Origin of the sequence: Acrocarpospora catenulata (assembly GCF_018476525.1) — a bacterium.
GTDB lineage: Bacteria > Actinomycetota > Actinomycetes > Streptosporangiales > Streptosporangiaceae > Acrocarpospora > Acrocarpospora catenulata.
The window spans coordinates 21,081-47,077 of sequence record NZ_JAHCST010000015.1; the positions used below are offsets into that span (position 1 = coordinate 21,081).

Here is a 25,997-nt window from a genome sequence, read left to right on the forward strand (position 1 = left end):
CATGTCCGCTGGACTCAACGACCCCCGCATCCAGACCGTAACGGGCGCCCTGCCCGCCGCTGTGATCGACGGGCAGATCCTGCCACACGAGCACCTGCGCACCGACACCCGCTGGGGGATCGGCGTGGACTCCGACCCCGGGCGCTGGCTGGACGAGGAGAGCTACGTCACCGCCGAGCTGAAGAGGCAGGGCCGGGAGCACGAGCTCACCCTGGTGGTGGACCACACCGGCCTGGGCGCGGCCAGGGACGCCGCGGCGCTGGCCCGCGTGTCGGCCGGCAGCCGGGTGGCCGTGGTGGCCGCCACCGGCTACGCCGCCGAGCCCTTCGCCGGGGACCTGATCCGCCGGTTCGGGGTGGACGACCTCACCGGCGACCTGCTCCACGAGATCGGCGCCGGTCTGGACGGGACCAGCTCCCGCCCCGGCCTGATCGTGGCCGCCGCCTGGCAGGAGACCCCCACCACCGCCGAGGAGCGGGCCACCGTGGCGGCGGCCCGCGCCGCGATCCGCACCGGGCTGCCGCTGGCCGCCCACGGCCCCGGCGGGCTGAGCCTGCTGGAGACGCTGCTGACCAGCGGGGTGCCCGCGGCCAGGGTGAGCGTGCGGACCGGCGACCAGCTGGTACAGCGCAAGATCGCCGAATCCGGCTGCTACGTGAGCGTCACCGCCGCCGACGACGTGCTCGCCCTGCTGGAGGCCGGGCACGCCGCCCGCACGCTGCTGAGCAGCGGGGTCGGCCGCCAGCGCGAGCTGGCCGGGTACGGCGGCGACGGCTACGCCCGGCTGTTCCACCGGGTGCTGCCCGCGCTCACCCGGGCGGGCGTGGATCCGGCCACGCTCCGGCTGATCACCCGGGAGAACCCGCTGCGCTGGCTCGCGGTGCCAGGTACGCGCTGAGGAAGTCCACGGTCGCGTCCACCGCCTGGGTGAGGTACGGCTCGGTGTCGTACAGGTCGATGTGCAGCTTGGCGTCCAGCCAGACCAGGCGTTTCGGCTCGTCCAGACGGGCGTGCACGGCGTGCGCGCCCTCGGGGGAACAGTAGGCGTCCACCACCCCGTGCACCAGCAGCGCCGGTTTCGGGGAGAGGAAGTCGGCGCCCATCAGGTTGTCCATGGTGATGAGCTCGCGCACCGACGCGGTGGTCACCTCGTTGACCCAGGTCGGGGTGGCGCCGCGTTCGGTGCCGTAGTAGGCGAAGGGCTCGTCGCCGGACATCGCGCCGCCCTCGCCCACGGCGGGCTGGTAGTCGACCGTGCCGGTCAGGTCCTGGCGGGCCAGCACCTCGCCGAAGTCGGCCAGCGCGCCCGCGTAGCCGTCCGCGCCGAAGCCCTCGCGCATCGTGTACGGGGAGTTGTAGGCGCCCGCGATGCCCACGAAGACCTTCACCCGGGGGTCGAAGGCGGCGAACTTCAGCGCGTACCCGCCGCCCAGGCAGATGCCCACCGCGCCGATGCGCTCGGCGTCCACCTCGGGGCGGGTGCGCAGGAAGCCCACGGCGGCCCGCAGGTCGTCCAGTTTGCCCTGCGGGTCCTCGTGCCGGCGCGGCTCCCCGCCCGACTCGCCGAAGTTGCGGTGGTCGAAGGCCAGGGTGAGGTAGCCGTGGGCGGTCAGGCGTTCCGCGTACAGGCCGGTGACCTGCTCTTTCACGCCGGTGAATGGGCCGGTGAAGACCAGGGCGGGGTGCGGGCCCGGACCGTCCGGGACCCGCAGCTCGCCGACCAAGGGGATCGTGCCCGCGTTGAACTCGACTCTCATGCCCCCCAGTGTCTCTGCATTAGAAATCCACGTCTGCGCCCTAGGAGTCGAATCCGAGCCCGACGCGGTCCAGGGTGCGCAACCACAGGTTCCGCCGCCCGCCGTTGGCGTCGGCCCGGGCCAGCGACCAGCGGGTGAGCTGGATGACCCCGGACCTGACGGGTTCCGGCGGGAACGGCACCGGCTTCTCCCGGACCATGCGGAGCCGGGTGCGCTCGGTGACCCGGCCGTCCAGCAGGTCCAGCATCACGTTGGCGCCGAACCTGGTGGCGGCCACCCCGAGCCCGGTGTAGCCCACCGCGTACGCCAGGCGGGAGCCGTACCCGGTGCCGAAGAAGGCGGAGAAGCGGCTGCAGGTGTCGATGACGCCGCCCCACTTGTGGGAGAAGCGCACCTCCTCCAGCTGGGGGAAGGTCTCGTAGAAGTGCTCGGCCAGGGTGTGGAAGGTGGTGTCGCGCTGGTCGTAGTGCACGCGCACCCGCCCGCCGTTGTAGTAGACGGCGTCGTAGCCGCCCCACAGGATGCTGTTGTCGTCGGTCAGCCGGTAGTAGTGGAACTGGTTGGCCGAGTCGCCGATGCCCTGCCGGTTCCGCCAGCCGATGGAGTCCAGCTGGGCGGGGGTGAGCGGCTCGGTCATCAGGGCGTAGTCGTAGACGGGGGCCAGGTAGTGGCGCAGCCGCCGCAGCAGCGGGGAGAACGCGCCGGTGCCCAGGGCCACCCTGGCGGCGCGGACCGTGCCGTAGCGGGCGGTCAGCCGCAAAGCCGGGCCGTCCCTGGTGATCTGGCGGATCGGGGAGTGCTCGTAGATGCGCACCCCGAGGGACAGGCAGGCCTGGCGCAGCCCCCAGGCCAGCCGGGCCGGGTCGATCATGGCGCAGTCGCCGCGCTCCCAGACTCCGGCGATGTAGGTGGGCGAGTGGACCTCGGCCTGGACCTGGTCGCGGTCCAGGTACTGGATGTCGGCGCCCAGCTCGCGGCCGATGGTGTGCGCCTCGCGCATGCCGTCCAGCTGCCACTCCTCGGTGGCCACGTTCAGCTCGCCGGTGCGCTCGAAGGAGCAGTCGATGCCGTAGCGCTCGATGGTCTGCTCGATCTCGTTGAAGTTCTCCACGCCCAGCCGGTGCAGCTCGGCGATCTCGTACGGCCAGCGTTCCAGGCCGTTGCCGAGCCCGTGGGTCAGGCTGGCGTGGCAGAACCCGCCGTTGCGCCCGCTGGCCGCCCAGCCCACGCGCTGCCCTTCCAGCAGCACCACGTCCCGGCCGGGGTCGCGCTCCTTGGCCAGCAGGGCCGTCCAGAGTCCGGAGAAGCCGCCGCCCACGATGGCGAGATCGGCCTGGGTATGGCCGAAGATCCGCGGCAGCGGCTCCGGCTCGAAAGGATCCTCATGCAGCCAGTACGGCTTACGCTCCGCATCCGCGAGCGCCTTCAGCGGATCCATACATTTTCACTTCCCTTACGAAGATATCGAGATTTGTACGGGGTCCCCCCGGGTTTGTGCCGATCTCACCTCTCTCAAGAATCCGGAAAACCCCCCTCCCGAACCCGGGAGGGGGGCTGACAGCGAGCTATCTGGCCCGTCGCCTGGCTGACACCGAATTGGCGATCGCGACCAGCGCGCCCAGCGCGAAGATCAGCGTCCCCATCACGTTCACCTGCGCGGGAATGCCCACCTTGACCGACCCGATGATCCAGAGCGGGAAGGTCTGGGTGGAGCCGTTGACGAAACTGGTCACCACGTAGTCGTCGATGGACAGCGCGAAGGCCAGCATCGCGCCCGCCGCCACGCCCGGCATGATCGACGGCAGGGTGACCAGCCGGAAGGTGTCCCAGGTGCTCGCCCCGAGGTCGCGGGCGGCCTCCTCCAGCGACGGATCCAGCACCACCACCCGGGCCCGCACCGTCACCACCACGAAGGCCAGCGAGAAGAGCGTGTGCGCCACGATGATCGTCAGATGCCCGCGCGGCGCGTTGGCCGACACGAACAGGGACAGCAGCGAGGCGCCCATCACCAGCTCGGGGGTGGAGATGGCGGCGAAGATCAGGAAGTTGGTGAACCCCTTGCCCCGGAACCGGTAGCGGCCCACGGCCAGGCCGAGCAGCGTGCCCAGCACGGTGGCCAGAATCGTGCTGGCCACCGCGATCACGATCGAGTTGATCAGGGCCTCGGTGAGCCCGTCGATCTCGAACAGCTGCTGGTACCACTTGAGGGTGAACCCCTGCCAGGACGTGTTCGACTTGCTCTTCTTGTCGTTGAAGCCGAACATGATCATCACGGCGATGGGCGAGGCCAGCCAGAGGATGATCAGCCAGGTGTAGAGGTAGAGCAGGCGGTCGCCGAACCGGGTCCTCATCGCGCCGCCGCCTCCATGACGTTCTCCGTGCCCAGCGCCCGCGCGTAGATGAAGATGCCCACCAGCAGCACCGCCATCAGCGTGAACGACAGCGCCGAGGCGGTCGGGTAGTTGCTGTTCACCAGGTACTCGGTCTGGATGATGTTGCCGATCATCGTGTTCCCCGTGCCGCCGAGCACCGCCGCGTTCACCGGGTCGGCGGAAGCCGGTACGAAGGTCATCAGCACCCCGGCGAACACCCCCGGCAGCGACAGCGGCAGCACCACCCGGCGGAACGCGTCGAACCGGGAGGCGTACAGGTCGTAGGCGGCCTCGATGACCCGCGGGTCCACCCGCTCCAGCGCCACGTAGATGGGCAGGATCATGAACGGCAGGAAGTTGTAGACCAGTCCGCCGATCACCGCCACCGTGGTGGCCAGCACGTGGAAGTCCTCGGGCAGCAGCCCCCAGCCCTTCAGCGTGCCGAACAGGATGCCGTCGTCGGCCAGCAGGAACCCCCAGGAGATGGTCCGCAGCACGAACGACACGAAGAACGGCAGCAACAGCAGGAACAGGAACATCGACTTGCGGTGCCCGCCCTTGAAGGCGATCCAGTACGCCACCGGATAGCCCAGGATCAGCATCAGCAGCGTGGCCACCCCGCCGTACACCAGCGAGCGGACCAGCTGGGTGCTGTACTTGGCGATCGCGTCGGAGTAGTTGGACACGCTGAGCGTCTGCGCGAAGCCGTCGATGAGGTTGCCGGTGGTCAGCGAGACCGAGGCCATCGCCGCGATCGGCACCACCAGGAAGATGGCCAGCCAGAGCCAGCCGGGCAGCGCCAGCCAGTACGGCGCCCTGCTGCGCTTCATGCTCAGCCCTGCGTGATCGACTGGAAGATGCCGTTGAAGACCGTCTCCTCGGCTGCGGTCAGCGTCTTGTAGCTGCGCAGCTTGGCGTAGTCCTCGGCGGACGGGAAGATCAGCGGGCTCTCGGCCAGCGCCTTGGAGTCCTTGTCACCCTTGGCGGCCAGGATCTGCTGCACGGCGGGCACCGGGGTGACGAACTGGACGTACTCCGTCAGCTCGGCGGCGACCTCCGGCTTGTACAGGAAGTCCATCAGCATCAGCGCGTCCACCGGGTTGGCCGCGCCCTTGGGGATGGCCATGTTGTCGATCCAGATGGTGCCGCCCTCGGCGGGCACCACGAAGTCGACCGGCTCGCCGGCCAGCTGCCGCTGGAACACGTCGCCCGACCAGGCCTGGGAGAGCCAGATGTCGCCCTTGGCCACCGCATCGATGTAGGACTGGTCGTAGTACTTGCGGACCACGCCGCTCTCGCGCTGCTCCTTGAGCTTGGCGGCGGCCTTCTCCCACTCGGCCTGGGTGGAGGTGTCGGGGTCCACGCCGACCGCGAACATCGCGAAGTTGGCGATCTCCTGGGCGTCGGCCATCATGCCGACCTTGCCCTCGTACTTCTTGTCGAACAGCGACTGGATGCTGGTGATCTTCTCGTCGACGTACTTGGTGTTGTACGCGATGCCCGTCACGCCCGCCTGGTACGGGATGGTGAACTGGTTGTTCGGGTCGTAGGACGGGTTCTTGTACTTGGCCCCCGCGTTGGCGGCGAAGTTGGGCAGCTGCTTGTGGTCCAGCGCGACGAGGTAGCCCAGCTGGATCATCTTGGCCAGCTGGAGGCCGTTGGTCATCACGATGATGTCGTAACCGAGCGGCTGGCCGGCCCGCAGCTGCGGCTCGGACTTGCCGAAGAAGTCGGCGTTCTCCTGGATGACTTCCTTGTACTCGTAGGAGATGCCGGTGGCCTGCTGGAACTGCTTCAGCGGGCCCTGCTCGGGCGGCATGTACTCGGGCCAGTTGGCGAAGACGACCTTGCCGTGCTTCTGCTGGGTGGACCAGAAGTCGGCGACCTCGCTGGCCTTGGGCGCCTCGGCCTTCTGGCCCTGCACGCCACAGGCCGCCAGGGCCAGCCCGGCGGCGGAGAAGCCGGCCACCCGCAGGGCGTCCCGGCGGGAGTATCGGGACTGCGTCAGACCACGCAGAAGAGGGTTGTTCATGGGGGACTCCGGGGGAGGGGACTAGAGCGCGTAGGAGTGCTGTGGCTGCCAGGACAGCCAGACCGTGTCGCCGCGCTCGGCGGTGACGCTACTGTCGTTGGCGTTCTGCTGGAAAACCATGATCTCCGCGCCGTCGGCCAGGCCGACCGCGTAGCTGTTGTAGGTACCCAGGTATACGACCTCGTTGACGGTGCCCCGTACCACGCTGAGGTCGCCCTCCGGCTGCTCGGTGGAGATCGTGATCTTCTCCGGGCGCACGGTCAGGTCGACGGTCTCCCCCGCCGTCGACGGACCGGACACCAGGATGCGGTCCTCGGCGCCGAGCCGCACCACCGCGCCGGCGCCCTCGACCGAGGCCACGGTTCCGGTGAGCAGGTTGGAGGTGCCGATGAAGCCGGCCACGAACTTGGACGCCGGTTTCTCGTAGATCTCGCGCGGCGTGGCCAGCTGCTCCACCAGGCCGTCGTTCATCACCGCGATGCGGTCGCTCATGGTGAGCGCCTCGCTCTGGTCGTGGGTCACGTAGACGAAGGTGATCCCGACCTCGCGCTGGATGCGCTTCAGCTCGATCTGCATGGCCTGCCGGAGCTTGAGGTCCAGCGCGCCGAGCGGCTCGTCGAGCAGCAGCGCGCGGGGCCGGTTGACCAGAGCCCGGGCCAGCGCGACCCGCTGCTGCTGGCCGCCGGACATCTCGCGCGGGCGGCGCTTCTCCCGGCCGGTCAGGTCGACGATCTCCAGGATCTCGCCCACCCGCTGCTTGACCTCCGCGTCCGGCACCCTGCGGCGGCGGAGTCCGAACGCGACGTTCTCCCAGACGCTCATGTGCGGGAAGAGCGCGTAGGACTGGAACACCATGTTCACGTCGCGCTTGTTCGGCGGCACGTCGGTGACGTCCTGGCCGTGCAGGCGGACGACCCCCTTGGTGGGCTCCTCGAAGCCCGCGACCATGCGCATGGTGGTGGTCTTGCCGCACCCGGACGGGCCGAGGAGGGAGAAGAACTCTCCCTCCCCGATCGCCAGGCTGACACCCTTCACGGCCTGTACGGTCTCGCCATGCGAGAGGTACTCCTTGACGACGCCGTCAAGCTCGATAGCGGGTATTGCCTCGGACATATCACCTCTCGCTATTCACCGATGTAATGCATGACATGCTTGACCCTCGTGTAGTCGTGGAGGCCGAAGACCGACAGGTCCTTGCCGTACCCGGAGTGCTTGAAGCCGCCGTGCGGCATCTCGGACACGAACGGGATGTGCGTGTTGACCCAGACGACGCCGAAGTCGAGCCGCTTGGACATGCGCATCGCCCGGCCGTGGTCGGAGGTCCACACCGAGCCCGACAGGCCGTACTTGACGCCGTTGGCCTTGGCCAGGGCGTCGGCCTCGTCGGTGAAGGTCTGGATGGTGATGACCGGGCCGAAGACCTCGTTCTGCACCATCTCGTCGTCCTGCTGGAGGCCGTCCACCACGGTGGGGGCGAAGAAGTAGCCCTGGTCACCGAGCCGGTGGCCACCGGTGAGCACCTTGGCGTGGTCGGGCCTGCGGTCCAGGAAACCGGCCACCCTGGCCAGCTGGTTCGCGTTGTTGAGCGGCCCGTAGAAGGCGTCGTCGCCGGTGCCGGTGACGGTGGCCTTGGCGGCCTCGGTCAGCGCGGCGGCGAACTCGCCGTGGATGCTCTCGTGCACCAGCACCCGGCAGGCGGCGGTGCAGTCCTGCCCGGCGTTGTAGAGCCCGGCGGCGGCGATCGCCTCGGCGGCGGCCTTGATGTCCTTGATGTCCTCGAACACCACGACCGGGGCCTTGCCGCCCAGCTCCAGGTGCACCCGCTTGAGGTCGTCGGCGGCGGTCTTGGCCACCGACATGCCGGCCCCCACCGAACCGGTGATCGCCACCATCGAGGCGGACGGGTGGCCCACCACCAGGGCGCCGGTCTCCCGGTCGCCGGTGACCACGTTGAACACCCCGGCGGGCAGCACGTCGCCGATGATCTCGGCCAGCTTGATGGTGGAGGCCGGGGTGGTGTCGGACGGCTTGAGCACCACGGTGTTGCCCGCGGCCAGCGCCGGGGCGATCTTCCAGACCGCCATCATCATCGGGTAGTTCCACGGGGTGACCTGGCCGATGACGCCGATCGGCTCGTGCCGGATGACCGAGGTGTGCTCGCCCAGGAACTCACCCGCCGTCGGCCCCGCCAGCGTGCGGGCGGCCCCCGCGAAGAACCGGAAGTGGTCGGCCGCGATCGGCGTCTCGTCCTCCGCCATGCGCGGGCCCGGCTTGCCGGTGTTCCGGCACTCCGCTTCGTTGATCTCGGCTGCCCGGGCGTCGATGGCATCGGCTATCTTCAGGAGCAGGTTGGCCCGCTCACCCGGCGTGGTCTGACCCCAGGTCTCGAAGGCCGCGGTAGCGGCGGCGTAGGCGGCGTCGACGTCCTCCTGGCCGGAGATCGGTGCCTGGGCGTAGACCTCACCGGTGCTGGGATCGATCACGTCGGAGAAGCGTCCGCTCCGGGCGTCGACGAACTTCCCGTCAATGAAGTTCTGCAGTCGGGTGGTCACCGTTGACCTCCTAATGAGGTGGCTGGAGCTTGTCGCGACCTGAGTTGTCGTGACACTGACAGACATATCAGACAGCGACAAGGGATTTCGTGGTGAAGATATCAAATTGCTACGGAATCGCTTGACATGAGCGGCGGAACTGACAGCATGTCGCACCAAGGACGCAACATGTCGGAAACACGAGTCGGGTACGGGTTCGCGAAGGGGACGTCACGGGGATGACCACACCTCCAAAGGTACGTACGACCAGGAATGGGCCGGTAATCCTGGACGACATCTCCAAGCAGATCGTCGAACAGCTCCAGACGGATGGGCGCAAGCCGTACGCGGCGATCGGCAAGGCGGTGGGCCTGTCCGAGGCCGCCGTACGCCAGCGCGTCCAGCGCCTGCTCGACTCCGGCGTCATGCAGATCGTCGCCGTCACCGACCCCCTCACCCTCGGCTTCCCCCGCCAGGCGATGATCGGCATCAAGTGCGAGGGCGACCTGGAGGCCGTGGCCGACGAACTCTCCGCCATCGAGGAGATCGACTACGTCGTCCTCACCGCCGGGTCAGTGGACATCATGGTCGAGGTCGTCTGCGAAGGCGACAGCCATCTCCTGGAAATCCTTGGCAAAATCCGCGCGATCCCCGCAGTCCGCGCCACAGAAACCTTCGTCTACCTCAAACTCCACAAGCAAACCTACTCCTGGGGCACCCACTAACCCCTACGGCGCCAGCCGGTACCGGCGATGCGGCGACCGAGGCGACGCGGTGGCCGCCACCAGTCCTGCCTCTATCAGCCGGTTCAACTGCCTCACCACCGTGACTTGCGAGAGGCCGCTGGCGTCCTGGATCTCCTGTCTGCTCACCGACCGGCCCGGTGGGATGGCAGCCAGCACGATGTCGCCCGCGGTATAGCCCCGCCGCTCGCCCGTGGCGGGCATGTCAGGGGCCTTGCGCAAGGTCACTGTGAACCGGGAGATACGGCTGCGGAACTCCGGCGGCAGTGCGTGGATCTGCCGTAGTTCGCGGACCATCGCGGGGATGCCACTCCCCCGGTTCTCACAGACCGTACGATCGGAGTCTGGCAGCCGGGCATCCTGGAGGATCTTGATAAGCGCCGGGTTCCGCGACGAGGTGACCCCTTCCCGCCCCAGATCGTCCTCGGTCACCGCGCCGTAGAGTCCGCCCGGGTTGGCGATCGTCACCCGGTCTGCGTACATGGTGATCTGTACCGGCGAGCCGTGCGAATAGGGCGAGTAGTCCCGGTGCACGAGGGCATTGACCAACGCCTCCCGTAGCGCCTCCACGGGGTAGTCGTAAACGTCCCTCCGGCCCACGCCCTCGACATAACCTCGGATGGCCATGTTGCGGACCACGCCGGCGAGGGCGTCCTCGACGATGTAGGGGATTGGCCCATCGAAGGCGCGGTTGTCCAGGAATCGCGGCGCGCCCGGCGGTATGTCGCCGGAATTCACCCCGGGGTACACCACCAGCGTGACGTTGAGCTGGGGGAACCAGTGCTGCGGGTAGCGGCCAAAGATGAGCATGCCCGCCAGTGTCGGCACCACCGGCTCCGCTCCGTCGAGGATGTTCAGCCGCCGCAACGCAGTCAGATCATCCAGGCCGGCGAATGAACGAGGCTGACGCTGGCGTACCCGCCTGAGCAGGAAGGCCAGTTCAGAAGAGTCGAGGTCGTCCACCGTCGCCCCGGGGACCGGAGCCAGATCATCCCGTGGCTGTCCGCGGTTGGTGTGCAACAGATGGATCTCGAAATCCGTGAGCCGACGATCACCGTCCCCGCCGCGGATGAAGGAACCTCCATACTCGCCTCGTGCTCTGACATAACAGGGCTTGAAGCGCGGATCCAGTTCCGGAACGTCTGTGACGACCAGCGTGCCACCCTCGAAACCCATAATCTGGACGACGGCACGCACGGGCGGTTCCATCTCATCCGCGCAAACCGCGGCGAGGCTCTCCTGAATACGCTTGGGATCAAAGCCCGGTGCGGGGCGGAACCCAGCGGTCTCGTCAAGGCCCAGGATGAGAGTTCCGCCGTGGCCGTTGCTGAACGCCGAGATCGTCTCCCGGACGCTCTTGGGAAGACCACCGGCTGCCGCCTTGATCTCTACGTCGGACATATCGGAATTACAGGCTCGCGCCAGCTCGACGACCTCGGCCAGCTCGTTCTGGTCCATGTCCATGCCCCCTGACAAAGCTATGATTAAGACTTTATCACTATGAGCAAGATGCCATGTCGATCACTTCGCCACGGCGAGGAGGGTGACCAGGTCGTAGGCGATATGGGAGGCCGCGATGGAGGTTATCTCGGCGTGGTCGTAGGCGGGGGCGACCTCGACGACGTCGGCGCCGATGAGGTGGGACGGGGGGAGGGCGCGGAGGAGTTCGAGGAGTTCGCGGGTGGTCAGGCCGCCGGCTTCCGGGGTGCCGGTGCCGGGGGCGTGGGCGGGGTCCAGGACGTCGATGTCGACGCTGACGTAGAGGGGGCGGTCGCCGACACGGTCGCGGAGGGCGTCGGCGATCTCGTCGACGCCGCGGCGCATGACGTCGGCGCTGGTGATGACGCCGAAGCCGAGGCGGTGGTCCTCGTCGAGGTCGCGGCTGCTGTAGAGGGGGCCGCGGGTGCCGATGTGGGTGAGGGCCGAGGTGTCGAGCAGGCCCTCCTCGACCGCGCGGCGGAACGGGGTGCCGTGGGTGTACTCGGCGCCGAAGTAGGTGTCCCAGGTGTCCAGGTGCGCGTCGAAGTGCAGGAGCGCGACCGGGCCGTGCTCGCGGGCGGCGGCGCGCAGCAGCGGGAGCGCGATGGTGTGGTCGCCGCCGATGGTCACCAGCCGGGTTCCGCCCGCCATCAGCGCGGACGCCGCGTGCTGCACGGTCTCCACGGCCTCCCCGATGTCGAAGGGATTGCAGGCGATGTCGCCCGCGTCGGCCACCTGGGCCAGTTCGAACGGCGCCACCCCGAGCGCCGGATGGTACGGCCGGAGCAACCGGCTGGCCTCCCGCACCGCCGCCGGCCCGAACCGCGCCCCCGGCCGGTAGGACACACCGCTGTCGAAGGGCACCCCCACCACGGCCACGTCCGCCCGCCCGACCTCATCCAGCCTCGGTAGCCGCGCGAAAGTGGCCGGCCCGGCGTAGCGCGGCACCCGGGAGGAGTCGACGGGTCCCCGCGGCTCGCTCATGGCGTCTCCCTTCGTCGGTTTCCCGTCAGGATGGCAGGTGCCACCCATCGCTTGCCAATATTGTGTGCCACACAATATCGTGTCACTATGCATGAGGACGATGAGCTGCTCGCCACGCACCTGCAGGAACTCCGGCGGGGAACCGTGGTGCTCGCCTGCCTGCTCGTCCTGCAAGAGGCGAACTACGGATACGCGCTGCTCGACCTGCTCGAGCGCCGCGGCTTCGCCGTGGACGCCAACACCCTCTACCCCCTGCTCCGCCGCCTGGAGAAGCAGGGCCTGCTGACCAGCGACTGGAACACCGACGAGTCCCGGCCGCGGAAGTTCTACCGGACCAGCGAGCGCGGCGCCGCCTTCGCCGAGTTCCTGGGTCGCGACTGGGCCGAGCTGGACGCCGCATTCCGCACCCTGAAGGGCGAGTCATGACCCTCACCGACCGCTATGTCGCGGCGGCCCTGCGCCGCCTGCCCGAGCGGCAGCGCCCCGACATCGAACGGGAGCTGCGCGCCTCGATCGCGGACGCCGTCGACGACCGGCTGGCCGCCGGGGACGACCCGGCCGAGGCCGAGGTCGCGGTGCTCACCGAGCTGGGCGACCCGGCCCGGCTGGCCGCCGGCTACGCCGACCGGCCGCTCCAACTGATCGGCCCTGCCCTCTACCTGGACTACGTCCGCCTGCTGACCGCACTGCTGGCGACGGTCGTCCCGGCGGTGGCCGCGATCATCGCCCTGGTGCGGACCCTCCAGGGCGACCCCGTGCCCGAGGTCGTCGGCGACGCGCTGAAATCCGCCTTCACCGCGGGGGTGCACCTCGTCTGCTGGACGACGCTGCTCTTCGCGGCCATCGAGCGGGCGCCCGCGCTCCGCCGTACCCGGAAATGGACTCCGGACGCGCTCCCGGAACCCCCGAGCCGCAAGGCCAGGTACGGCGAGCTGATCAGCGGGACCGTGCTCACCGTGCTCTTCTCCACCCTCATCCTGATCTCCCCTGTGGTCAGCCCCGAGCGGGACACGGCCGGAAACCCCATCGGCCCCCTCTCCCCCTGGCTGTGGGAGTCGGGCGTGCTCTACCTGTTCCTCGCCCTGGTGCTGGCCACCCTCGGCGTCACCTTCGCCCGGTACTACACCCGGTGGAGCCTCCCCCTGGCCATCACGGGCGCGCTGGTCGAGATCGCCACCGCGATCACCCTGATCTGGCTGGCCGCCAACGACCGCGTGCTCAACCCGGCCTTCGTGGCGGCGGCCGGCTGGCCAGCGCAGACCCCCGAGTGGATCACCACCGGCCTCATCGCCCTCTCCGTCGTCACCCTCCTGCACACCGTCACCACATCACTGAAAGGAAGCCACGGTGAAAGCCATCGTCTATGACCGGTACGGCCCGCCCGAGGTCCTGCGCTACGCCGACGTCGACCAGCCCCCGGTCGGCCCGGACGAGGTCCGGGTCCGGGTGCACGCCACGTCCATCAACTTCGGCGACCGCGCGGCGATCCGCGGCATCCCCGGCCTCATCCGCCTGGCGTTCGGCCTGCGCCGCCCGAAGCACCCCATCCCGGGCCGCGACATCGCCGGAACCGTGGACGCGGTGGGCGCGAACGTGACCACCCTGCGGCCAGGAGACGAGGTGTTCGGCGAGGTGAACCAGCGCGGCTTCGCCGAGTACGCCGTCGCCCCCGCCGCCCACCTGGCCAGGAAACCCGCCGAAGTGAGCTTCGCGCAGGCCGCCACCCTGCCAGTGGCGGCCACCACCGCCCTGCAGGCGTTGCGACTGGGCAAGGCGGCTCCTGGCCGGACGGTACTGATCAACGGCGCCGCCGGCGGGGTCGGCACCTTCGCCGTGCAGCTGGCCAAGTCGATGGGCGCGACGGTGACGGGCGCCTGCGGACCCGCCACCGTGGACCTGGTCCGCTCCCTCGGGGCCGACCACGTCGTCGACCACACCCGCGAGAGCGTCACCGGACCTTTCGACGTCATCGTGGATCTGGCCGGCAACCACTCGCTGTCCGCGTTCCGGCGCATGCTCACCCCGAAGGGCGTCCTGGTCTGCTCCAACGGCACCGGCGGACGACTGCTCGGCCCCATCCCCCGCCTGCTCGCCGTCGCGCTCATCTCTCCGTTCGTGAGCCAGAAACTCACCTCGCTGGTCAGCAAGCGCGACCTCGACGTCCTCGCCCAGCTGGGCGACCTGGTCGCGACCGGCGCCCTCACCCCGGTGATCGAAGCCACCTATCCGCTCGCCGACACCGCCCAGGCCGTCGGCCGCCACGCACGCGGCAAGATCGTGCTGACCGTGCCCTAGACACCCCAGTGCGCGGGGTACGCCACCGCGGACGGAATCCTGGTCGTCGCGTCGCCCTTGGCCGCCTCCAGCTGTGACTGGACCAGGAAAAGAGCGCCCGTGAGATCGGCGCCCCGCAGGTCGGCGCCCCGGAAATCGGCCCCGATGACATCGGCGGTGCGGAGATCGGCCGAGCGGAGATCCGCGCCGATGAGCAGCGCACCACGCAGATTGGCGCCCCGCAGGTCGGCCCGCCTGAGCGAGGCGCCCACCAGATCGGCCCGGCGGTGGTCCGGCCCGTCCTTCCTGACCAGCTCACTGGTCTGGAGCAACAGGTCGCCCACCCGGTCGCGCAGGGTCAGCAGATCCAGTTTCCGCAACTCGCCCGGCTTGGCGCGGGTGTGCCGTTCCAGTTCCGCCTGCGCCTCCGCGAGGCGGGGGTGGAGCTCCCCGGCGGCCTCCGCCGTCCGGGCCTCGGCCAGGTACCAGAGGAGTTGGTGCAGGACGTACATGATCCCGAACACCTCGAACATCTCCGGCCCGGTCTTCGGCGCCTGCCGCCAGTCCCTGCCCTGGTAGGTGACCTGGGCGACCTGCTGCCCCGCGCCGAAGCAGTCGAAGACCGTACAGCCGGGGAAGCCACGCGGACGCAGCTCGGTGTGGATGCCGCAGCGGAAGCCGGCGCCCAGGTTGGGGCAGGGCTGCCCGGCCGGCTTGTTGATGGCGAAATCCGCCGAGCGGGCGAAGGCCGGGGCCACGCAGCAGAGCGCGAAGCAGCGGGCGCAGTCGGCGCGCAGGTCGTCGGGCACGCGGGAGTTCTCCTATCGATCTCCCTCAAACCCTAGGGCACCTGCGGGACTGCGCCCGCGTGGGTTTTAGAGCTTGGGCTTCTTGGCCGTGTAGAGCCACGCCTTGAAGAACGCGTCCAGGTCCTGGCCCGACATCTCCTCGGCCAGGTCGATGAAGTTGCCCGTGGTGGCGGTGGCGTGGCGGTACTTCTCGGCCCAGGCCGGGAGCAGCTCGAAGAAGGTCTCGTCGCCGATCTTCTTCCGCAACGCGTGCAGGGTCATCGCACCGCGCTCGTAGACGGCCTCCCAGTCGAACATGCCGTTCCGGCCGGGGTTACCGGTCTTCAGCTGCCAGAAGTCGCCCTTGCTCTTGTACAGCCTGGCGAAGGTCTGCTGGGCGGTCGGGCCGTTGTGGGTCTCCTCGTAGAGCCACTCCGCGTAGGTGGCGAAGCCCTCGTTCAGCCAGATGTCCCGCCAGCTGCGCAGGCCGACGCTGTTGCCGAACCACTGGTGCGCGATCTCGTGCACGACCAGCAGGTCGTCGCTGGTGTCGCCGTCGTAGACCGGGCGGCCCTGGGTCTCCAGCGCGTACCCGACGCCCAGCTTGTCGGCGATGCCGCCGGTGGAGGAGAACGGGTAGGGGCCGAAGTGCTTGATGCCCCACTCGGTGGCCTTGGCCGTGGTCTTGTGCAGATGCTGGGACTGCTTGGCCAGGGCCGGGTCGTACGCGGTGATGTTGGTGACGCCGCTTGCCACGCTCTCGCTGACCTTGAACTTGCCGATGGCGATCATGGCCAGGTAGGGGGCCATCGGCTCGCGCATCTCCCACTTGGACGAGGTCCAGCCGTTGCGCACCGGCACGATGCCGACGTTCTTCGGCTCGCCGTTGGCCAGCACGGTCAGCCCCACCGGTACGGAGACCGTGAAGCTGAAGGTGGCCTTGTCCTTCGGGGTGTCGTTGGCGGGGAACCAGGTGCGGGCGCCGTCCGGCTCGGAGACCACGGTGGCGCCGTCCTTGGTGTGGATCCAGCCGGTGACGCCCAGCTCGGGGTCGTTGACCGGTTCCGGCTTTCCGTCGTACGCCACCCGTACGGTGAACTTCTCGCCCTGGGGCAGGCCCTTGGCGGGGATGACGGTGAGCTCCTGGCCCTTCCGGTGGAACTTGGCCGGCTTCCCGTTGACGGCGATCTTCCGTACGGTCAGGCCGGATAAGTCGAGGTTGAAGCGGGACAGGTTCTTGGTGGCGGTCGCGGAGATCGTCGCGGTCGCCTTGAGCAGGTCGGTCTTCGGGTTGAAGCGCAGGCTGAGGTCGTAGTGGGCGACGTCGTAGCCGCCGTTGCCCGCGTGCGGGAAGTACGGGTCGCCGAGGCCCGCGGAGCCTGGCGTGAAGCTGTCGGCGTACGCGGGGGGAGCGAGGAGGGTGAGGCCTGCGGCGATGGCCAGCGCCGCGAGGGGGGTTCGAGACATGGGCCCCATTATTTGGGATCAAGGTTGCCTCGACCGGAAAAATTATCCAACGGATATTCTTTCCGGCACCATGCGCGTATCCGAGCTCTACTTCCGATACCGACGGAATGATCCCTGGGTGCTCACCGAGGTCGCCCTGGATCTCGCCCCGGGCAGCGTGATCGAGGTGGCCGGGCCGAACGGAACCGGCAAATCCACCCTGCTCAGGCTGCTCGCGGGCCTGCTCCAGCCGACCAAGGGGACGATTTCCGGACGGCCCGCCCTGGTCGGGTACGCCCCCGAGCGCTTCCCCGCCGCCCAGCCGTTCACCGTGGCGGGCTACCTGCGGCACATGGCCGCCGTGCGCGGGCTCGCCCCCGAGGTCATCGAGGAGTGGACCGCCCGGCTGCGCATGGACCACCTGCTCGGCCAGCGACTGCCCGACCTGTCCAAGGGCAGCGCGCACAAGGTCGGCTTGGCGCAGGCCCTGTTCTGCTCCCCCGGCCTGCTCATCCTGGACGAACCCTTCGCCGGGCTGGACCAGGCGACCCGGGCCGAGGTGGCCCTCGCCGTGGAACGCCTGGCCGCGGACGGCGGCATCGTGGTCGCCAGCGACCACCAGGGCGATCTGCGCGGGCTGCCCGGCGTCATCCGCTACGAGGTGCGCGAGTCCCGCGTCTGGCGCCGCGAGGTCGAGGAGGCCGCCGAGCCCCTGGTCACCGTGTCGGTACGGCTGCCACTCTCCCGGGCCGGACTACTCACCGCCCGCCTCCGCGCCGAGGGACACGAACCCCTGCTCGACCAAGACCCCGCGCTCAACCAGGACCCCTCGTTCAACCCCTCGTCCGCCCAGGACCACTCGCTCAGCCCGGACCACTCGCTCAGCCGGGAGCCTCTGCTCGGCCAGGAGGCGGAATGATCGCGCTCATCCGGTTCCGGTTCGCCGCCTTCGTGCGTTCGCACCGGGTGTTCCAGCCCGTGCTGGGCGTGTTCGTGGTGCTCGGCCTGCTGTACGCGTCGGGCGTTCCTCTCGGGAACGAGCTGAGCTCCTACGCCGACTCGGCCGCCATCCTGGTCCCGGTCTTCGCCTGGGCCGCACGGGGACTGCTGGACAACGAGCCGGACGAGCAGCGCATGATCGCACGGGCCGCCGTGGGACGGGGCGAGCAGGCCGGTGGCCTGGTGGCGGCCTTCGCCTGCAACCTGCTGCTGGCGGCGTTCGCCCTGGTCTGGCCGCTGCTCACGGGATTCGCCGCCCTGCCGGGAGCGGACGTGCTGCTCATCGGCGCGTTGCTGCACCTGCTCTCCGTCATCGGCGGAACCGTACTCGGCGCGCTCACCAGCCGCCCACTGCTCCCCTCCCCCGCGATCTCCCTGATCGCCCTCTTAGGCGGCTATATCGGGATATTGGTGGTGGGATCGGGGTCGGTCTGGGTGTTCCCGGCGATGTCCTGGATGCGTGCCGCCAACCACGGTGAGCTGACGGCACACCTCCCGGCCATCATCGCCTCAGCCACGCTGTGGAGCCTCGCGGGCCTGGCAGCTTACGGCTGGCTACGCCGGACCCGGCCGTGACATTGACCGCGCCTCCGGCACAGCGGCGCCGTCCGGGCTAGACGTACTCGTCGTGGTACCGCCACCAGGTGTACGGCGGGGTCTGCGGCCAGCCCTCCGGCGAGTCCTCCCAGGTCTCCTGTCGCCCGTACGGCGTGAGATCGAGCAGCTCGAAGTCGGGCCGGACCCGGTCCACCCCCCGGGAGGTGGTGAAGTACGTCCGGAACACCCGATCCCCGTCACGCAGGAAGACGCTCAGCCCGAAGCCCTGGTCCACGGCGGCGCCGCAGTCGGCGTTGAAGTCGGGCCCGCCGTGGGTGGAGTACCACGGAACCCGCCACCCCATCCGATCGCGGAACGCGTTGATCTCGTCGATCGGCGCCCGGCAGACCAGGACGTAGGTGGTGTCCCTGGCGTGCAGGTGGCTGAGGTCGCCGATGTTGTCGGTCATGCTGGAGCAGCCGCGGCACGGCTCGCCGCCCGGCTCCAGCATGAAGTGGTAGACGATCAGCTGACGGCGGCCGTCGAAGAGGCCGAGCAGGTCGGCCTTGCCGTCCTGCCCGTCAAAGGCGTAGTCGGTCCGGAATTCCACCATGGGCAGCCGGCGGCGTTTGGCGGCCAGCCCGTCCAGCAACCGGGTGGCCGCCTTCTCCTCGACCAGGAGCTCGTCCCGGGCGGCTTGCCACTCCTCGGCGGAGACGATCCTAGGAAGACTCATGCGTCCAACGTTAGGGGTCGCCACCGACAGTTTTAAAGCTCCGGCGAGGCCGCCGCGAGCTGCCCGCAGGCGCCGTCGATCTCCCGGCCCCGGGTGTCCCGGACGGTGACCGCCACGCCGTGCCACTCCAGCCGCCGGACGAAGGCGCGCTCGTCCTCCGGGCGGGAGGCCGTCCACTTCGAACCCGGGGTGGGGTTGAGCGGGATCAGGTTGACATGCACCAGCTTGCCCTTGAGCAGCCGCCCGAGCAGGTCCGCCCGCCACTCCTGGTCGTTGATGTCCTTGATCAGCGCGTACTCGATGGAGACCCGCCGTTTGGTCCTGGCCGCGTAAGCCCAGGCGGCGTCGAGCACCTCGGCCACCTTCCACCGGGTGTTGATCGGCACCAGGGTGTCCCGCAGCTCGTCGTCCGGCGCGTGCAGGGAGACCGCCAGCGTCACCGGCAGCCCCTCGGCGCTGAGCTTCTCGATGGCGGGCACCAGGCCCACGGTCGAGACGGTCACCCCGCGCGCCGAGATGCCCAGGCCCTCCGGCGCCGGGTCCACCATCCGCCGGACCGCGCCGATCACGGCCTTGTAGTTGGCCATCGGCTCGCCCATGCCCATGAACACGACGTTGCTGATCCGGCCGGGCCCGCCGGGCACCTCGCCCCTGGCCAGCGACCTGGCCCCCGCCACCACCTGGCCGACGATCTCGGCCGTGGACATGTTCCGGGTCAGCCCCGCCTGCCCGGTCGCGCAGAACGGGCAGTTCATGCCGCACCCGGCCTGCGAGGAGACGCAGATGGTGGCCCGGTCGGGGTAGCGCATCAGCACCGACTCCACCAGCGAGCCGTCGAAGAGCCGCCAGAGCGTCTTGCGGGTGGTGCCGTTGTCGCAGGTGATCTCCCGGACCGAGGTGAGCAGGTCGGGCAGCAACTGCCCCAGCCGCTCCCGTGACGCGGCCGGCAGGTCCGTCATCTCCTCGGCCGACTCGGTTAGCTTGGAGAAGTAGTGCCGGGACAGCTGGTCGGCCCGGAACGGCTTCTCGCCCAGTTCGGCCACGGCCGCCCGGCGCTCGGCCATGCTCAGGTCGGCCAGGTGCCGCTGCGGCTTGGCCCGGCGCGGCGCGACGAAGGTCAGCTCCCCCGCGCGGGGCGCACTGGCGTCGGTCATCTACGGCTCCTGTTATGTGCACTTAACGCCGGGCGGAAGCGGCTCTAGAGTCCTGATCGGGAGGTGACATGTGGCCACCGCCGTGGTGCTCACCAGCACCAGTCCATACGGCAGCAGGAGGCTGACCGTCGAGCGCGACCAGGTGTCCTCCGTAGCTTACCTGCGCGACCAGGCAGGCGCTGTCCACGGAGCCGTCTGGCTGGCCAACCACGTGCCCGCGCCGGTCAGCGTGGACCGGGGCCGGCTGGCCGCCGGGCTGCCCCCGATCATGCCGGGGACGCACACCCGGCACCCTCAGGGCAGCGACCCGTCCGACCCCGCCCGCCTGCGGGTGCTCTGGTTCGAGGAGGGCGACGGCGCCGCCCTGTACGAGGACGGGGAACTGCTGGCCGTCATCCCCGGCTGGGCCGAGGTGGAACGCGGCATGCCCGGCTACGCACGCGACGCGGTCGGCGAATCCCCCTTCGCCTGGTCGCTCACCGACGCCCTGGACGGCCTGGAGCCCCGAATACGGAAGGCCGAGGCGTACTGGCAGTGGCGGGAGTCGGACGGCAACTGGGCTTCCTACCAGCAGTTCGTGATGGGCCACCTGGACAGCAGGATCGGGCCGCCGGGGCGGTACTGGGACGCCAGCGGGGGCGGGCTGCCGCGGATCGAGATCACCGAACGGCCGCCGCTGTTCGGGCGGAACTACACCATCCTGTCCACCGTCGGCATGAGCTGCCAGCGCCTGCCCGGCGCCGAACAGTACGACACCCCCACCCGGATCGAGCTGGCCATCGCCACCAGGGGCGATCCACGGGCGGCGGCGCGGCTGTTTCTCTGGCTCGGGCAGTACCCGTGGCGGTCGGTGACCTGGCTGGGGCACGGGCACACGGCCCGGTGGCGGCATCAGCCTGGCACGTTCCCATTGAACGGGGGACATGAGGGGGTGATCCTGCTGGCGCAGCCTGGCGGGTTGCCGGATCTGTCGGGGTTCGCGTTCGGGGGTGACGAGGTGCGGTGGCTCTGGCTGGTGCCGATCACCGACACCGAGTTGCGGGTGGCGGCGGACCGGGGGCACGAGGTGGTGTCGAGCCGGCTTGCCGTACAGGACCGGATCTAGACTTGCCTAGATGAAGAGGCTCAGCAGGAGCCAGCACGGGACCAGGGTGAACAGCAGCGAGTCCAGGCGGTCCATCATGCCGCCGTGGCCGGGCAGCAGGGTGCCCATGTCCTTGATGCCCAGGTCGCGCTTGATGATCGACTCGATCAGGTCGCCGACGGTGGCGCAGACCACCATCACCGCGCCGAGCACGGCGCCCTGCCAGAGCGCGCCCCCGAGCAGCCAGCAGACCAGCCAGGCGCCGACCGCCACACAGGCCAGCGCCGACCCGGCGAAGCCCTCCCAGGTCTTCTTCGGGCTGATGATCGGCGACATCTTGTGCCGCCCGAACAGGATTCCGGCGACATATCCGCCGATGTCGCTCGCCACGGTGATGGCGACGAATATCACGACCCGGTGGGCGCCGTCGTCCGGCTGGAGCAGCAGGGCGGCGAAGCCCGCCAGTAAGCTCGGGTAGACCGCCACGAACACGCTCGCGGTGGCGTCCCGGACGAAGCCGTCCGCTCCCTGGAAGGTGCGCCAGCCCAGGAGCACCATGACCGTCAGCGCGAACGAGCCGACCAGCGAGACCGGGCCCCCGTAGTACGCCCCCGCCAGCATGGCCACCAGACCGACCAGCTGCACGGGCAGCGGCACCCGGATGTCCCGGGAGGCGAACGCCTTGACCAGCTCGTGCACACCCAGCCCGACCGCGGCCGCGACCACGATCAGGAAGATCGCCTTGAAGGTGTAGAGCGAGCCGATGACCAGCGCGGCAAGCGCGACTCCGACACCGATCGCCGCGGGCAGATTCCGCCCGGTACGTTGGTTGCCCGTAGCGTTCAACCCGTCACAACTCCTAATACGCGTGATCCCCGCCCTTCCGCAAGGGCAGGGATCACGATGGCGCCCGCCGCTAGACCTCCAGCAGCTCGGCTTCCTTGTGCTTCAGCAGATCGTCGATCTTGGCGACGTGCTTCTGGGTGAGATCGTCCAGCTCCTTCACCGCGCGGTGCACCTCGTCCTCACCCGACTCGCCGTCCTTGACCAGCTTGTCGAGCACTTCCTTGGCGTGCCGCCGGATGTTCCTGATCGACACCCTGCTGCTCTCCGCCTTGTTACGGGCGATCTTGATGTACTCCTTGCGGCGCTCCCCCGACAGCTCGGGGAAGACCACCCGGATGATCGCGCCGTCGTTGCCCGGGTTGACCCCGAGGTCGCTGTCCCTGATCGCCTTCTCGATGGCGCCCAGCGACCCCTTGTCGTACGGCTGGATGAGCACCATCCGCGCCTCGGGAACGTGGAACGACGCCAGCTGCTGGATCGGGGTGAGCGATCCGTAGTAGTCCACGTTGATCTTGTTGAACATCGCGGGGGTGACCCTGCCGGTCCGGATGGCCGCGAAGTCCTCCTTGGCGACCGACACCGCCTTGTCCATCTTCTCTTCGGCCTCGAAGAGGGTTTCCTCGATCACTGCGGCTCCCTATTTCCCTGCCGGACTCACCAGCGTGCCGATCTTCTCACCGCGGACCGCCCGCAGGATGTTGCCGTCGCCCAACAACTCGAACACCACGATGGGCAGGCCGTTGTCCTTGCACAGGCTGATCGCGGTAGCGTCCATCACCGCGAGGTCGCGCGCCAGGACCTCGCTGTACTCCAGCCGGTCGAAGCGCACCGCGTCGGGGTTCTTGCGCGGGTCGGCATCGTAGACGCCGTCCACCTGGGTGCCCTTGAGCAGGGCCTCCGCGCCGATCTCCAGAGCGCGCTGGGCGGCGCAGGTGTCGGTGGAGAAGAACGGCGACCCCAGACCCGCGCCGAAGATGACCACCCGGCCCTTCTCCAGGTGCCGGATGGCCCGGCGGGGCAGGAACGGCTCAGCCACCTGCTGCATGGTGATCGCGGTCTGCACCCGGGTGTCGACGCCGCGCTTCTCCAGGAAGTCCTGGAGTGCCAGGCAGTTGATGACGGTGCCGAGCATGCCCATGTAGTCGGCCCTGGCCCGGTCGATGCCGCGCTCGGAGAGCGCCGCGCCCCGGAACATGTTGCCGCCGCCGACCACGACGGCGACCTGCACGCCCTCCCGGACCGCCTCGGCGATCGAGTCGGCCAGCTTGCCGACCGTGACCGGGTCGATGCCCAGCGAGTCACCGCCGGCGAACGCCTCCCCGGACAGCTTCAGCATCACCCGCTTCCAGCGCACCGGCCCGTCGGACGGACGGGACGACGGGGCCGTCGGCGCGGCGGTGTCGGTGTTCTCCTGCACGTCGGCGGCCTCCTCGATGTAGCGGTCTGGCGGTTCGGCTGGCGGTATGGGGTGGCCCGGCGGTTCTGCCGGAATTGTGGGAGAAACCTGGGTTTCTCCCACAAGTGACAGCCCCAGACTATGCCTGGCCGACCTTGAAGCGCGTGAAGGCCAGCACCTTGACGCCCGCCTCGTCGGCGTACTTCTTGATGGTCTTCTTGTTGTCCTTGACGAACGCCTGCTCCAGCAGGGTGAAGTCCTTGTACCAGCCGTTGATCCGGCCCTCGACGATCTTGCTGATCGCGGCCTCCGGCTTGCCCTCCTCGCGGGTCATCTCCTCGAAGAGCGCGCGCTCCTTCTCGATGACCTCGCCGGGCACCGAGGTCGGGTCCAGGTACTTCGGCGCCATCGCGGCGGTGTGCTGCGCGATGTCCTTGGCGACCTCGGCGTTGACCTGGTCCAGCTGGACGAGCACGCCCACGGCCGGGGGCAGCTGCGGGTCGGTCTTGTGCATGTAGACGCCGACGTAGCCGCCGTCCAGGACCGAGAAGCGGCGGATCTCGATCTTCTCGCCCAGGGCCGCGTTGGCCTCGTCCAGGTACTCCTTGACCGCCTTGCCGTCAAGCTGGGACTCCAGCAGGCTCGGCACGTCGGCCGGACGGGTGGCCAGCACGTGCTCCACCACCTGGGCCGCCAGCTCCTGGAAACGCTCGCCCTTGGCGACGAAGTCGGTCTCGCAGTTGAGCTCGAGCAGCGCCGCCGCCGAGTCGCCCTCCTGCTTGACGGCGACCAGGCCGTTGGAGGCCGTGCGGGCCTCGCGCTTGCCCACGTCCTTGGCGCCCTTGAGGCGCAGCAGCTCGACCGCGCGGTCGAAGTCGCCCTCGGACTCCTCCAGCGCCTTCTTGCAGTCCATCATGCCGGCGGCGGTCAACTCACGGAGCCGCTTGACGTCGGCCATGTTCACGGAAGCCATTGTCATTTCCTCATGGGATTGATCACGGGTGTCGTCGGGGAGCGGGTTACCCTCGGGGCTCTGCCGGAGACCGGCCGGCGTGTCGCCACGCCGGCCCGGTCTCACGTGTGTCAGCCGCCGGTCAGGCGTTCTCGTCGCTCTCGGGGGCCTCGGCGGCGGCGGGGGCCTCCGGCGCCTCGGCAGCCGGGGCCTCGGCGGCGGGGGCCTCTGCGGCCGGAGCCTCGGTGGCCGGAGCCTCGGTGGCGGCGGGGGTGCCCTCCAGGAGCTCACGCTCCCACTCGGCCAGCGGCTCGGCGGCGGCCACCCCGGTCGGCTTGTCGTCGCCGCGGGTCGCCCCGGCGCGGGTCATCAGACCGTCCGCCACCGCGTCGGCGATCACGCGGGTGAGCAGGCTGACCGCGCGGATCGCGTCGTCGTTGCCCGGGATCGGGTAGTCCACCTCGTCCGGGTCGCAGTTGGTGTCCAGGATCGCGACCACCGGGATGCCGAGCTTCTTGGCCTCGCTGATCCCGATGTGCTCCTTCTTGGTGTCCACCACCCAGACCGCGCTCGGCACCCGGGCCATGTCCCGGATACCGCCCAGGGTGCGCTCCAGCTTCTCCTTCTCGCGGCGGCGCATCAGGAGCTCCTTCTTGGTGAGCCCGGAGCCTGCCACGTTGTCGAAGTCGAGCTCCTCCAGCTCCTTGAGGCGCTGGAGCCGCTTGTGCACGGTGGAGAAGTTGGTGAGCATGCCACCCAGCCAGCGCTGGTTCACGTACGGCATGCCGACCCGGGCCGCCTGCTCGGCGATGGACTCCTGGGCCTGCTTCTTGGTGCCGATGAACATGATCGTGCCGCCGTGCGCGACGGTCTCCTTGACGAAGTCGTACGCCCGGTCGATGAAGGCGAGGGACTTCTGGAGGTCGATGATGTAGATGCCGTTGCGCTCGGTGAAGATGAAGCGCTTCATCTTCGGGTTCCACCGGCGAGTCTGGTGGCCGAAGTGCACGCCGCTCTCAAGCAGCTGTCGCATGGTGACGACGGGGGTGGCCATGAAATGGTCCTCCATGGTTCTCGGTTGTCCGCGAGCGCCGTACGGCTCTCGCCCTGACGCCCCCGAGCCGTTCCAGCCCTGATGGGACCGAGGGAACGTATCGTGTGTGGGGCGTGCGAATTCGGCCCACATGCCGCAGGCCAGGGAACAGTCTACCCGGATCCGTGCCCCCGGTTGTGCCACGTCCTGACCCTCGCGGCCGACTCGGATCTGACTGCTTTACCGGACTTTCCGGGTCTTTGCGGCACGCGGGAACAGGCGCAGATGGATCTCCACAAGCCTCGCCCCGGTGGGGGCTTCGTCCTTGTCCCGGAAAGCCACCTTGTACGGTTCGATGACCTCTGCGATCTTCGCACCGATCTCACGGAGCTCGTCGGCGTCGGCCAGCAACACCGAATGGTTGAGCATCGCGGCCGCCCGCCACTCCGAGGACTCCCGGCCCGACTGGGCCAGGTAGTCCGACAGGCGCCGCTGCGCCTCCCCGAGCACCGTCTCGATCACGGCCTCCTGCGCCGCCAGCAGATCCTGGGTCAGCTCGCCGTCTTCCGGGTCCTGGAACCCCCACCCCCGCTGCAACGCCCGCCAGACCCGCTCCCGTCCGTCCCCGCGCGGCGGAGCGTCCTCCACGAAGCCGTGCTTGGCCAGGACCCGCAGGTGGTAGCTGCACGCACTCGGCGACAACCCCACCACCTCGGCACACTCCGTCGCCGTAGCCGGGCCCTCCGTCTGCAACCGGGTGAGAATCCCCAGCCGCGCAGGGTGCGCCACGGCCCGCAGGACCCCGGCATCATCGGTGACCAGTCGATACGCCGCGGTCTCCGGCCTCTCTTCGC

Annotated in this window: 27 protein-coding genes; 8 read left to right on the plus strand and 19 right to left on the minus strand. The window is 69.3% G+C overall.

Features of this window, described 5'->3' with window-relative positions; genetic code table 11:
- Position 1: 1 nt before the first annotated feature.
- A complete protein-coding gene (locus KIP79_RS17765) occupies positions 2-898 on the plus strand; it encodes a phosphotriesterase family protein (RefSeq protein WP_214105948.1) in 897 nt (298 codons plus the stop codon).
- On the opposite strand, the gene KIP79_RS17770 is transcribed toward KIP79_RS17765, so the two are convergent.
- From KIP79_RS17770 to KIP79_RS17800, 7 genes are all read right to left on the minus strand, one after another.
- Positions 849-1,757: an alpha/beta hydrolase gene (locus tag KIP79_RS17770; protein WP_214105949.1), complete on the minus strand. Its 909-nt coding sequence runs from the start codon at positions 1,755-1,757 to the stop codon at positions 849-851. The genes KIP79_RS17765 and KIP79_RS17770 overlap by 50 nt on opposite strands.
- 40 nt (positions 1,758-1,797) lie before the next feature.
- Entirely contained in the window at positions 1,798-3,195 is a 1,398-nt protein-coding gene (locus tag KIP79_RS17775; RefSeq protein ID WP_214105950.1) for an NAD(P)/FAD-dependent oxidoreductase, read from the minus strand.
- 127 nt (positions 3,196-3,322) lie between these two features.
- On the minus strand, positions 3,323-4,108 hold the full coding sequence (locus KIP79_RS17780; protein ID WP_214105951.1) for an ABC transporter permease: 786 nt from the start codon (positions 4,106-4,108) through the stop codon (positions 3,323-3,325).
- On the minus strand, positions 4,105-4,959 hold the full coding sequence (locus KIP79_RS17785) for an ABC transporter permease (protein WP_214105952.1): 855 nt from the start codon (positions 4,957-4,959) through the stop codon (positions 4,105-4,107). Before KIP79_RS17785 ends, KIP79_RS17780 begins: the two co-directional genes overlap by 4 nt.
- Positions 4,960-4,961: 2 nt before the next feature.
- Positions 4,962-6,161 (minus strand): polyamine ABC transporter substrate-binding protein, encoded by a 1,200-nt coding sequence (locus tag KIP79_RS17790; protein ID WP_214105953.1) that lies wholly within the window; start codon positions 6,159-6,161, stop codon positions 4,962-4,964.
- 21 nt (positions 6,162-6,182) lie between these two features.
- A complete protein-coding gene (locus tag KIP79_RS17795; protein WP_214105954.1) occupies positions 6,183-7,274 on the minus strand; it encodes an ABC transporter ATP-binding protein in 1,092 nt (363 codons plus the stop codon).
- A gap of 11 nt (positions 7,275-7,285) precedes the next feature.
- Positions 7,286-8,713 (minus strand): gamma-aminobutyraldehyde dehydrogenase, encoded by a 1,428-nt coding sequence (locus KIP79_RS17800; RefSeq protein WP_308169763.1) that lies wholly within the window; start codon positions 8,711-8,713, stop codon positions 7,286-7,288.
- Between the two features lie 218 nt (positions 8,714-8,931).
- Between KIP79_RS17800 and KIP79_RS17805 the strand changes: the two genes are divergently transcribed.
- Entirely contained in the window at positions 8,932-9,417 is a 486-nt protein-coding gene (locus KIP79_RS17805; RefSeq protein ID WP_214105956.1) for an Lrp/AsnC family transcriptional regulator, read from the plus strand.
- A 3-nt stretch (positions 9,418-9,420) separates the two neighbouring features.
- Here KIP79_RS17805 and KIP79_RS17810 read toward each other — a convergent pair whose 3' ends face one another.
- Together KIP79_RS17810 and speB are read right to left on the minus strand one after the other, a co-directional pair.
- Positions 9,421-10,893, minus strand: coding sequence for an ATP-binding protein (locus KIP79_RS17810; RefSeq protein WP_214105957.1), 1,473 nt, complete (start codon positions 10,891-10,893; stop codon positions 9,421-9,423).
- Positions 10,894-10,956: 63 nt separating this feature from the next.
- Positions 10,957-11,898, minus strand: a complete 942-nt coding sequence (speB, locus tag KIP79_RS17815; RefSeq protein WP_214105958.1) for an agmatinase — start codon at positions 11,896-11,898, stop codon at positions 10,957-10,959.
- 87 nt (positions 11,899-11,985) lie between these two features.
- On the opposite strand from speB, the gene KIP79_RS17820 reads away from it, so the two are divergent.
- From KIP79_RS17820 to KIP79_RS17830, 3 genes are read left to right on the plus strand one after another with little or no spacing between them, the layout of a single operon-like run.
- Complete coding sequence (locus KIP79_RS17820; protein WP_214105959.1) at positions 11,986-12,324, plus strand: PadR family transcriptional regulator; 339 nt, start codon at positions 11,986-11,988, stop codon at positions 12,322-12,324.
- Positions 12,321-13,265, plus strand: a complete 945-nt coding sequence (locus tag KIP79_RS17825; RefSeq protein ID WP_214105960.1) for a permease prefix domain 1-containing protein — start codon at positions 12,321-12,323, stop codon at positions 13,263-13,265. Before KIP79_RS17820 ends, KIP79_RS17825 begins: the two co-directional genes overlap by 4 nt.
- Positions 13,246-14,193: an NAD(P)-dependent alcohol dehydrogenase gene (locus tag KIP79_RS17830; protein ID WP_214105961.1), complete on the plus strand. Its 948-nt coding sequence runs from the start codon at positions 13,246-13,248 to the stop codon at positions 14,191-14,193. Before KIP79_RS17825 ends, KIP79_RS17830 begins: the two co-directional genes overlap by 20 nt.
- On the opposite strand, the gene KIP79_RS17835 is transcribed toward KIP79_RS17830, so the two are convergent.
- Positions 14,190-14,981, minus strand: a complete 792-nt coding sequence (locus tag KIP79_RS17835; RefSeq protein WP_214105962.1) for a pentapeptide repeat-containing protein — start codon at positions 14,979-14,981, stop codon at positions 14,190-14,192. The two genes, KIP79_RS17830 and KIP79_RS17835, sit on opposite strands and share 4 nt — an antisense overlap.
- A 66-nt stretch (positions 14,982-15,047) precedes the next feature.
- Positions 15,048-16,427: a M1 family metallopeptidase gene (locus tag KIP79_RS17840; protein WP_250213400.1), complete on the minus strand. Its 1,380-nt coding sequence runs from the start codon at positions 16,425-16,427 to the stop codon at positions 15,048-15,050.
- Positions 16,428-16,497: 70 nt separating this feature from the next.
- Here KIP79_RS17840 and KIP79_RS17845 point away from each other — a divergent pair, with 70 nt between their 5' ends.
- Together KIP79_RS17845 and KIP79_RS17850 are read left to right on the plus strand one after the other, a co-directional pair.
- Positions 16,498-17,325: an ABC transporter ATP-binding protein gene (locus KIP79_RS17845; protein ID WP_214105964.1), complete on the plus strand. Its 828-nt coding sequence runs from the start codon at positions 16,498-16,500 to the stop codon at positions 17,323-17,325.
- Positions 17,322-17,981, plus strand: coding sequence for a hypothetical protein (locus KIP79_RS17850; protein ID WP_214105965.1), 660 nt, complete (start codon positions 17,322-17,324; stop codon positions 17,979-17,981). The genes KIP79_RS17845 and KIP79_RS17850 overlap by 4 nt, the downstream gene beginning before the upstream one ends.
- A 37-nt stretch (positions 17,982-18,018) precedes the next feature.
- Here the strand turns inward: KIP79_RS17850 and KIP79_RS17855 are convergent, their stop codons facing one another.
- Positions 18,019-18,678: a DUF899 domain-containing protein gene (locus tag KIP79_RS17855; RefSeq protein ID WP_214105966.1), complete on the minus strand. Its 660-nt coding sequence runs from the start codon at positions 18,676-18,678 to the stop codon at positions 18,019-18,021.
- Positions 18,679-18,710: 32 nt separating this feature from the next.
- Positions 18,711-19,832 carry a dual-specificity RNA methyltransferase RlmN gene (gene rlmN, locus KIP79_RS17860; RefSeq protein ID WP_214105967.1) on the minus strand — a complete coding sequence of 374 codons (1,122 nt, stop codon included), beginning with the start codon at positions 19,830-19,832 and terminating at the stop codon, positions 18,711-18,713.
- Between the two features lie 70 nt (positions 19,833-19,902).
- Between rlmN and KIP79_RS17865 the strand changes: the two genes are divergently transcribed.
- Positions 19,903-20,937, plus strand: coding sequence for a suppressor of fused domain protein (locus tag KIP79_RS17865; protein ID WP_308169764.1), 1,035 nt, complete (start codon positions 19,903-19,905; stop codon positions 20,935-20,937).
- 6 nt (positions 20,938-20,943) lie between these two features.
- Here KIP79_RS17865 and KIP79_RS17870 read toward each other — a convergent pair whose 3' ends face one another.
- The 6 genes from KIP79_RS17870 to KIP79_RS17895 all read right to left on the minus strand — a co-directional run bounded on the left by KIP79_RS17870 (position 20,944) and on the right by KIP79_RS17895 (position 25,932).
- On the minus strand, positions 20,944-21,762 hold the full coding sequence (locus tag KIP79_RS17870) for a phosphatidate cytidylyltransferase (RefSeq protein ID WP_214105968.1): 819 nt from the start codon (positions 21,760-21,762) through the stop codon (positions 20,944-20,946).
- 70 nt (positions 21,763-21,832) lie between these two features.
- A complete protein-coding gene (frr, locus tag KIP79_RS17875; RefSeq protein ID WP_214105969.1) occupies positions 21,833-22,390 on the minus strand; it encodes a ribosome recycling factor in 558 nt (185 codons plus the stop codon).
- Between the two features lie 9 nt (positions 22,391-22,399).
- Complete coding sequence (gene pyrH / locus KIP79_RS17880; protein ID WP_214106099.1) at positions 22,400-23,098, minus strand: UMP kinase; 699 nt, start codon at positions 23,096-23,098, stop codon at positions 22,400-22,402.
- Positions 23,099-23,297: 199 nt separating this feature from the next.
- Entirely contained in the window at positions 23,298-24,131 is an 834-nt protein-coding gene (tsf, locus tag KIP79_RS17885) for a translation elongation factor Ts (RefSeq protein ID WP_214106100.1), read from the minus strand.
- Positions 24,132-24,252: 121 nt separating this feature from the next.
- Positions 24,253-25,164, minus strand: coding sequence for a 30S ribosomal protein S2 (rpsB, locus tag KIP79_RS17890; protein ID WP_214105970.1), 912 nt, complete (start codon positions 25,162-25,164; stop codon positions 24,253-24,255).
- A gap of 219 nt (positions 25,165-25,383) precedes the next feature.
- Entirely contained in the window at positions 25,384-25,932 is a 549-nt protein-coding gene (locus KIP79_RS17895) for a winged helix-turn-helix domain-containing protein (protein WP_214105971.1), read from the minus strand.
- Positions 25,933-25,997: the final 65 nt, after the last annotated feature.

Coding starts and splice junctions, on each gene's coding strand:
- KIP79_RS17780 (WP_214105951.1), bottom strand. CDS start 4,108: ATGAGGACCCGGTTCGGCGACCGCCTGCTCTACCTCTACACCTGGCTG.
- KIP79_RS17765 (WP_214105948.1), top strand. CDS start 2: ATGTCCGCTGGACTCAACGACCCCCGCATCCAGACCGTAACGGGCGCC.
- pyrH (WP_214106099.1), bottom strand. CDS start 23,098: ATGCTGAAGCTGTCCGGGGAGGCGTTCGCCGGCGGTGACTCGCTGGGC.
- KIP79_RS17785 (WP_214105952.1), bottom strand. CDS start 4,959: ATGAAGCGCAGCAGGGCGCCGTACTGGCTGGCGCTGCCCGGCTGGCTC.
- rlmN (WP_214105967.1), bottom strand. CDS start 19,832: ATGACCGACGCCAGTGCGCCCCGCGCGGGGGAGCTGACCTTCGTCGCG.
- KIP79_RS17795 (WP_214105954.1), bottom strand. CDS start 7,274: ATGTCCGAGGCAATACCCGCTATCGAGCTTGACGGCGTCGTCAAGGAG.
- KIP79_RS17855 (WP_214105966.1), bottom strand. CDS start 18,678: ATGAGTCTTCCTAGGATCGTCTCCGCCGAGGAGTGGCAAGCCGCCCGG.
- KIP79_RS17790 (WP_214105953.1), bottom strand. CDS start 6,161: ATGAACAACCCTCTTCTGCGTGGTCTGACGCAGTCCCGATACTCCCGC.
- KIP79_RS17770 (WP_214105949.1), bottom strand. CDS start 1,757: ATGAGAGTCGAGTTCAACGCGGGCACGATCCCCTTGGTCGGCGAGCTG.
- KIP79_RS17840 (WP_250213400.1), bottom strand. CDS start 16,427: ATGTCTCGAACCCCCCTCGCGGCGCTGGCCATCGCCGCAGGCCTCACC.
- KIP79_RS17775 (WP_214105950.1), bottom strand. CDS start 3,195: ATGGATCCGCTGAAGGCGCTCGCGGATGCGGAGCGTAAGCCGTACTGG.
- speB (WP_214105958.1), bottom strand. CDS start 11,898: ATGAGCGAGCCGCGGGGACCCGTCGACTCCTCCCGGGTGCCGCGCTAC.
- rpsB (WP_214105970.1), bottom strand. CDS start 25,164: ATGGCCACCCCCGTCGTCACCATGCGACAGCTGCTTGAGAGCGGCGTG.
- KIP79_RS17825 (WP_214105960.1), top strand. CDS start 12,321: ATGACCCTCACCGACCGCTATGTCGCGGCGGCCCTGCGCCGCCTGCCC.
- KIP79_RS17810 (WP_214105957.1), bottom strand. CDS start 10,893: ATGGACCAGAACGAGCTGGCCGAGGTCGTCGAGCTGGCGCGAGCCTGT.
- KIP79_RS17805 (WP_214105956.1), top strand. CDS start 8,932: ATGACCACACCTCCAAAGGTACGTACGACCAGGAATGGGCCGGTAATC.
- KIP79_RS17850 (WP_214105965.1), top strand. CDS start 17,322: ATGATCGCGCTCATCCGGTTCCGGTTCGCCGCCTTCGTGCGTTCGCAC.
- KIP79_RS17845 (WP_214105964.1), top strand. CDS start 16,498: ATGCGCGTATCCGAGCTCTACTTCCGATACCGACGGAATGATCCCTGG.
- KIP79_RS17820 (WP_214105959.1), top strand. CDS start 11,986: ATGCATGAGGACGATGAGCTGCTCGCCACGCACCTGCAGGAACTCCGG.
- tsf (WP_214106100.1), bottom strand. CDS start 24,131: ATGGCTTCCGTGAACATGGCCGACGTCAAGCGGCTCCGTGAGTTGACC.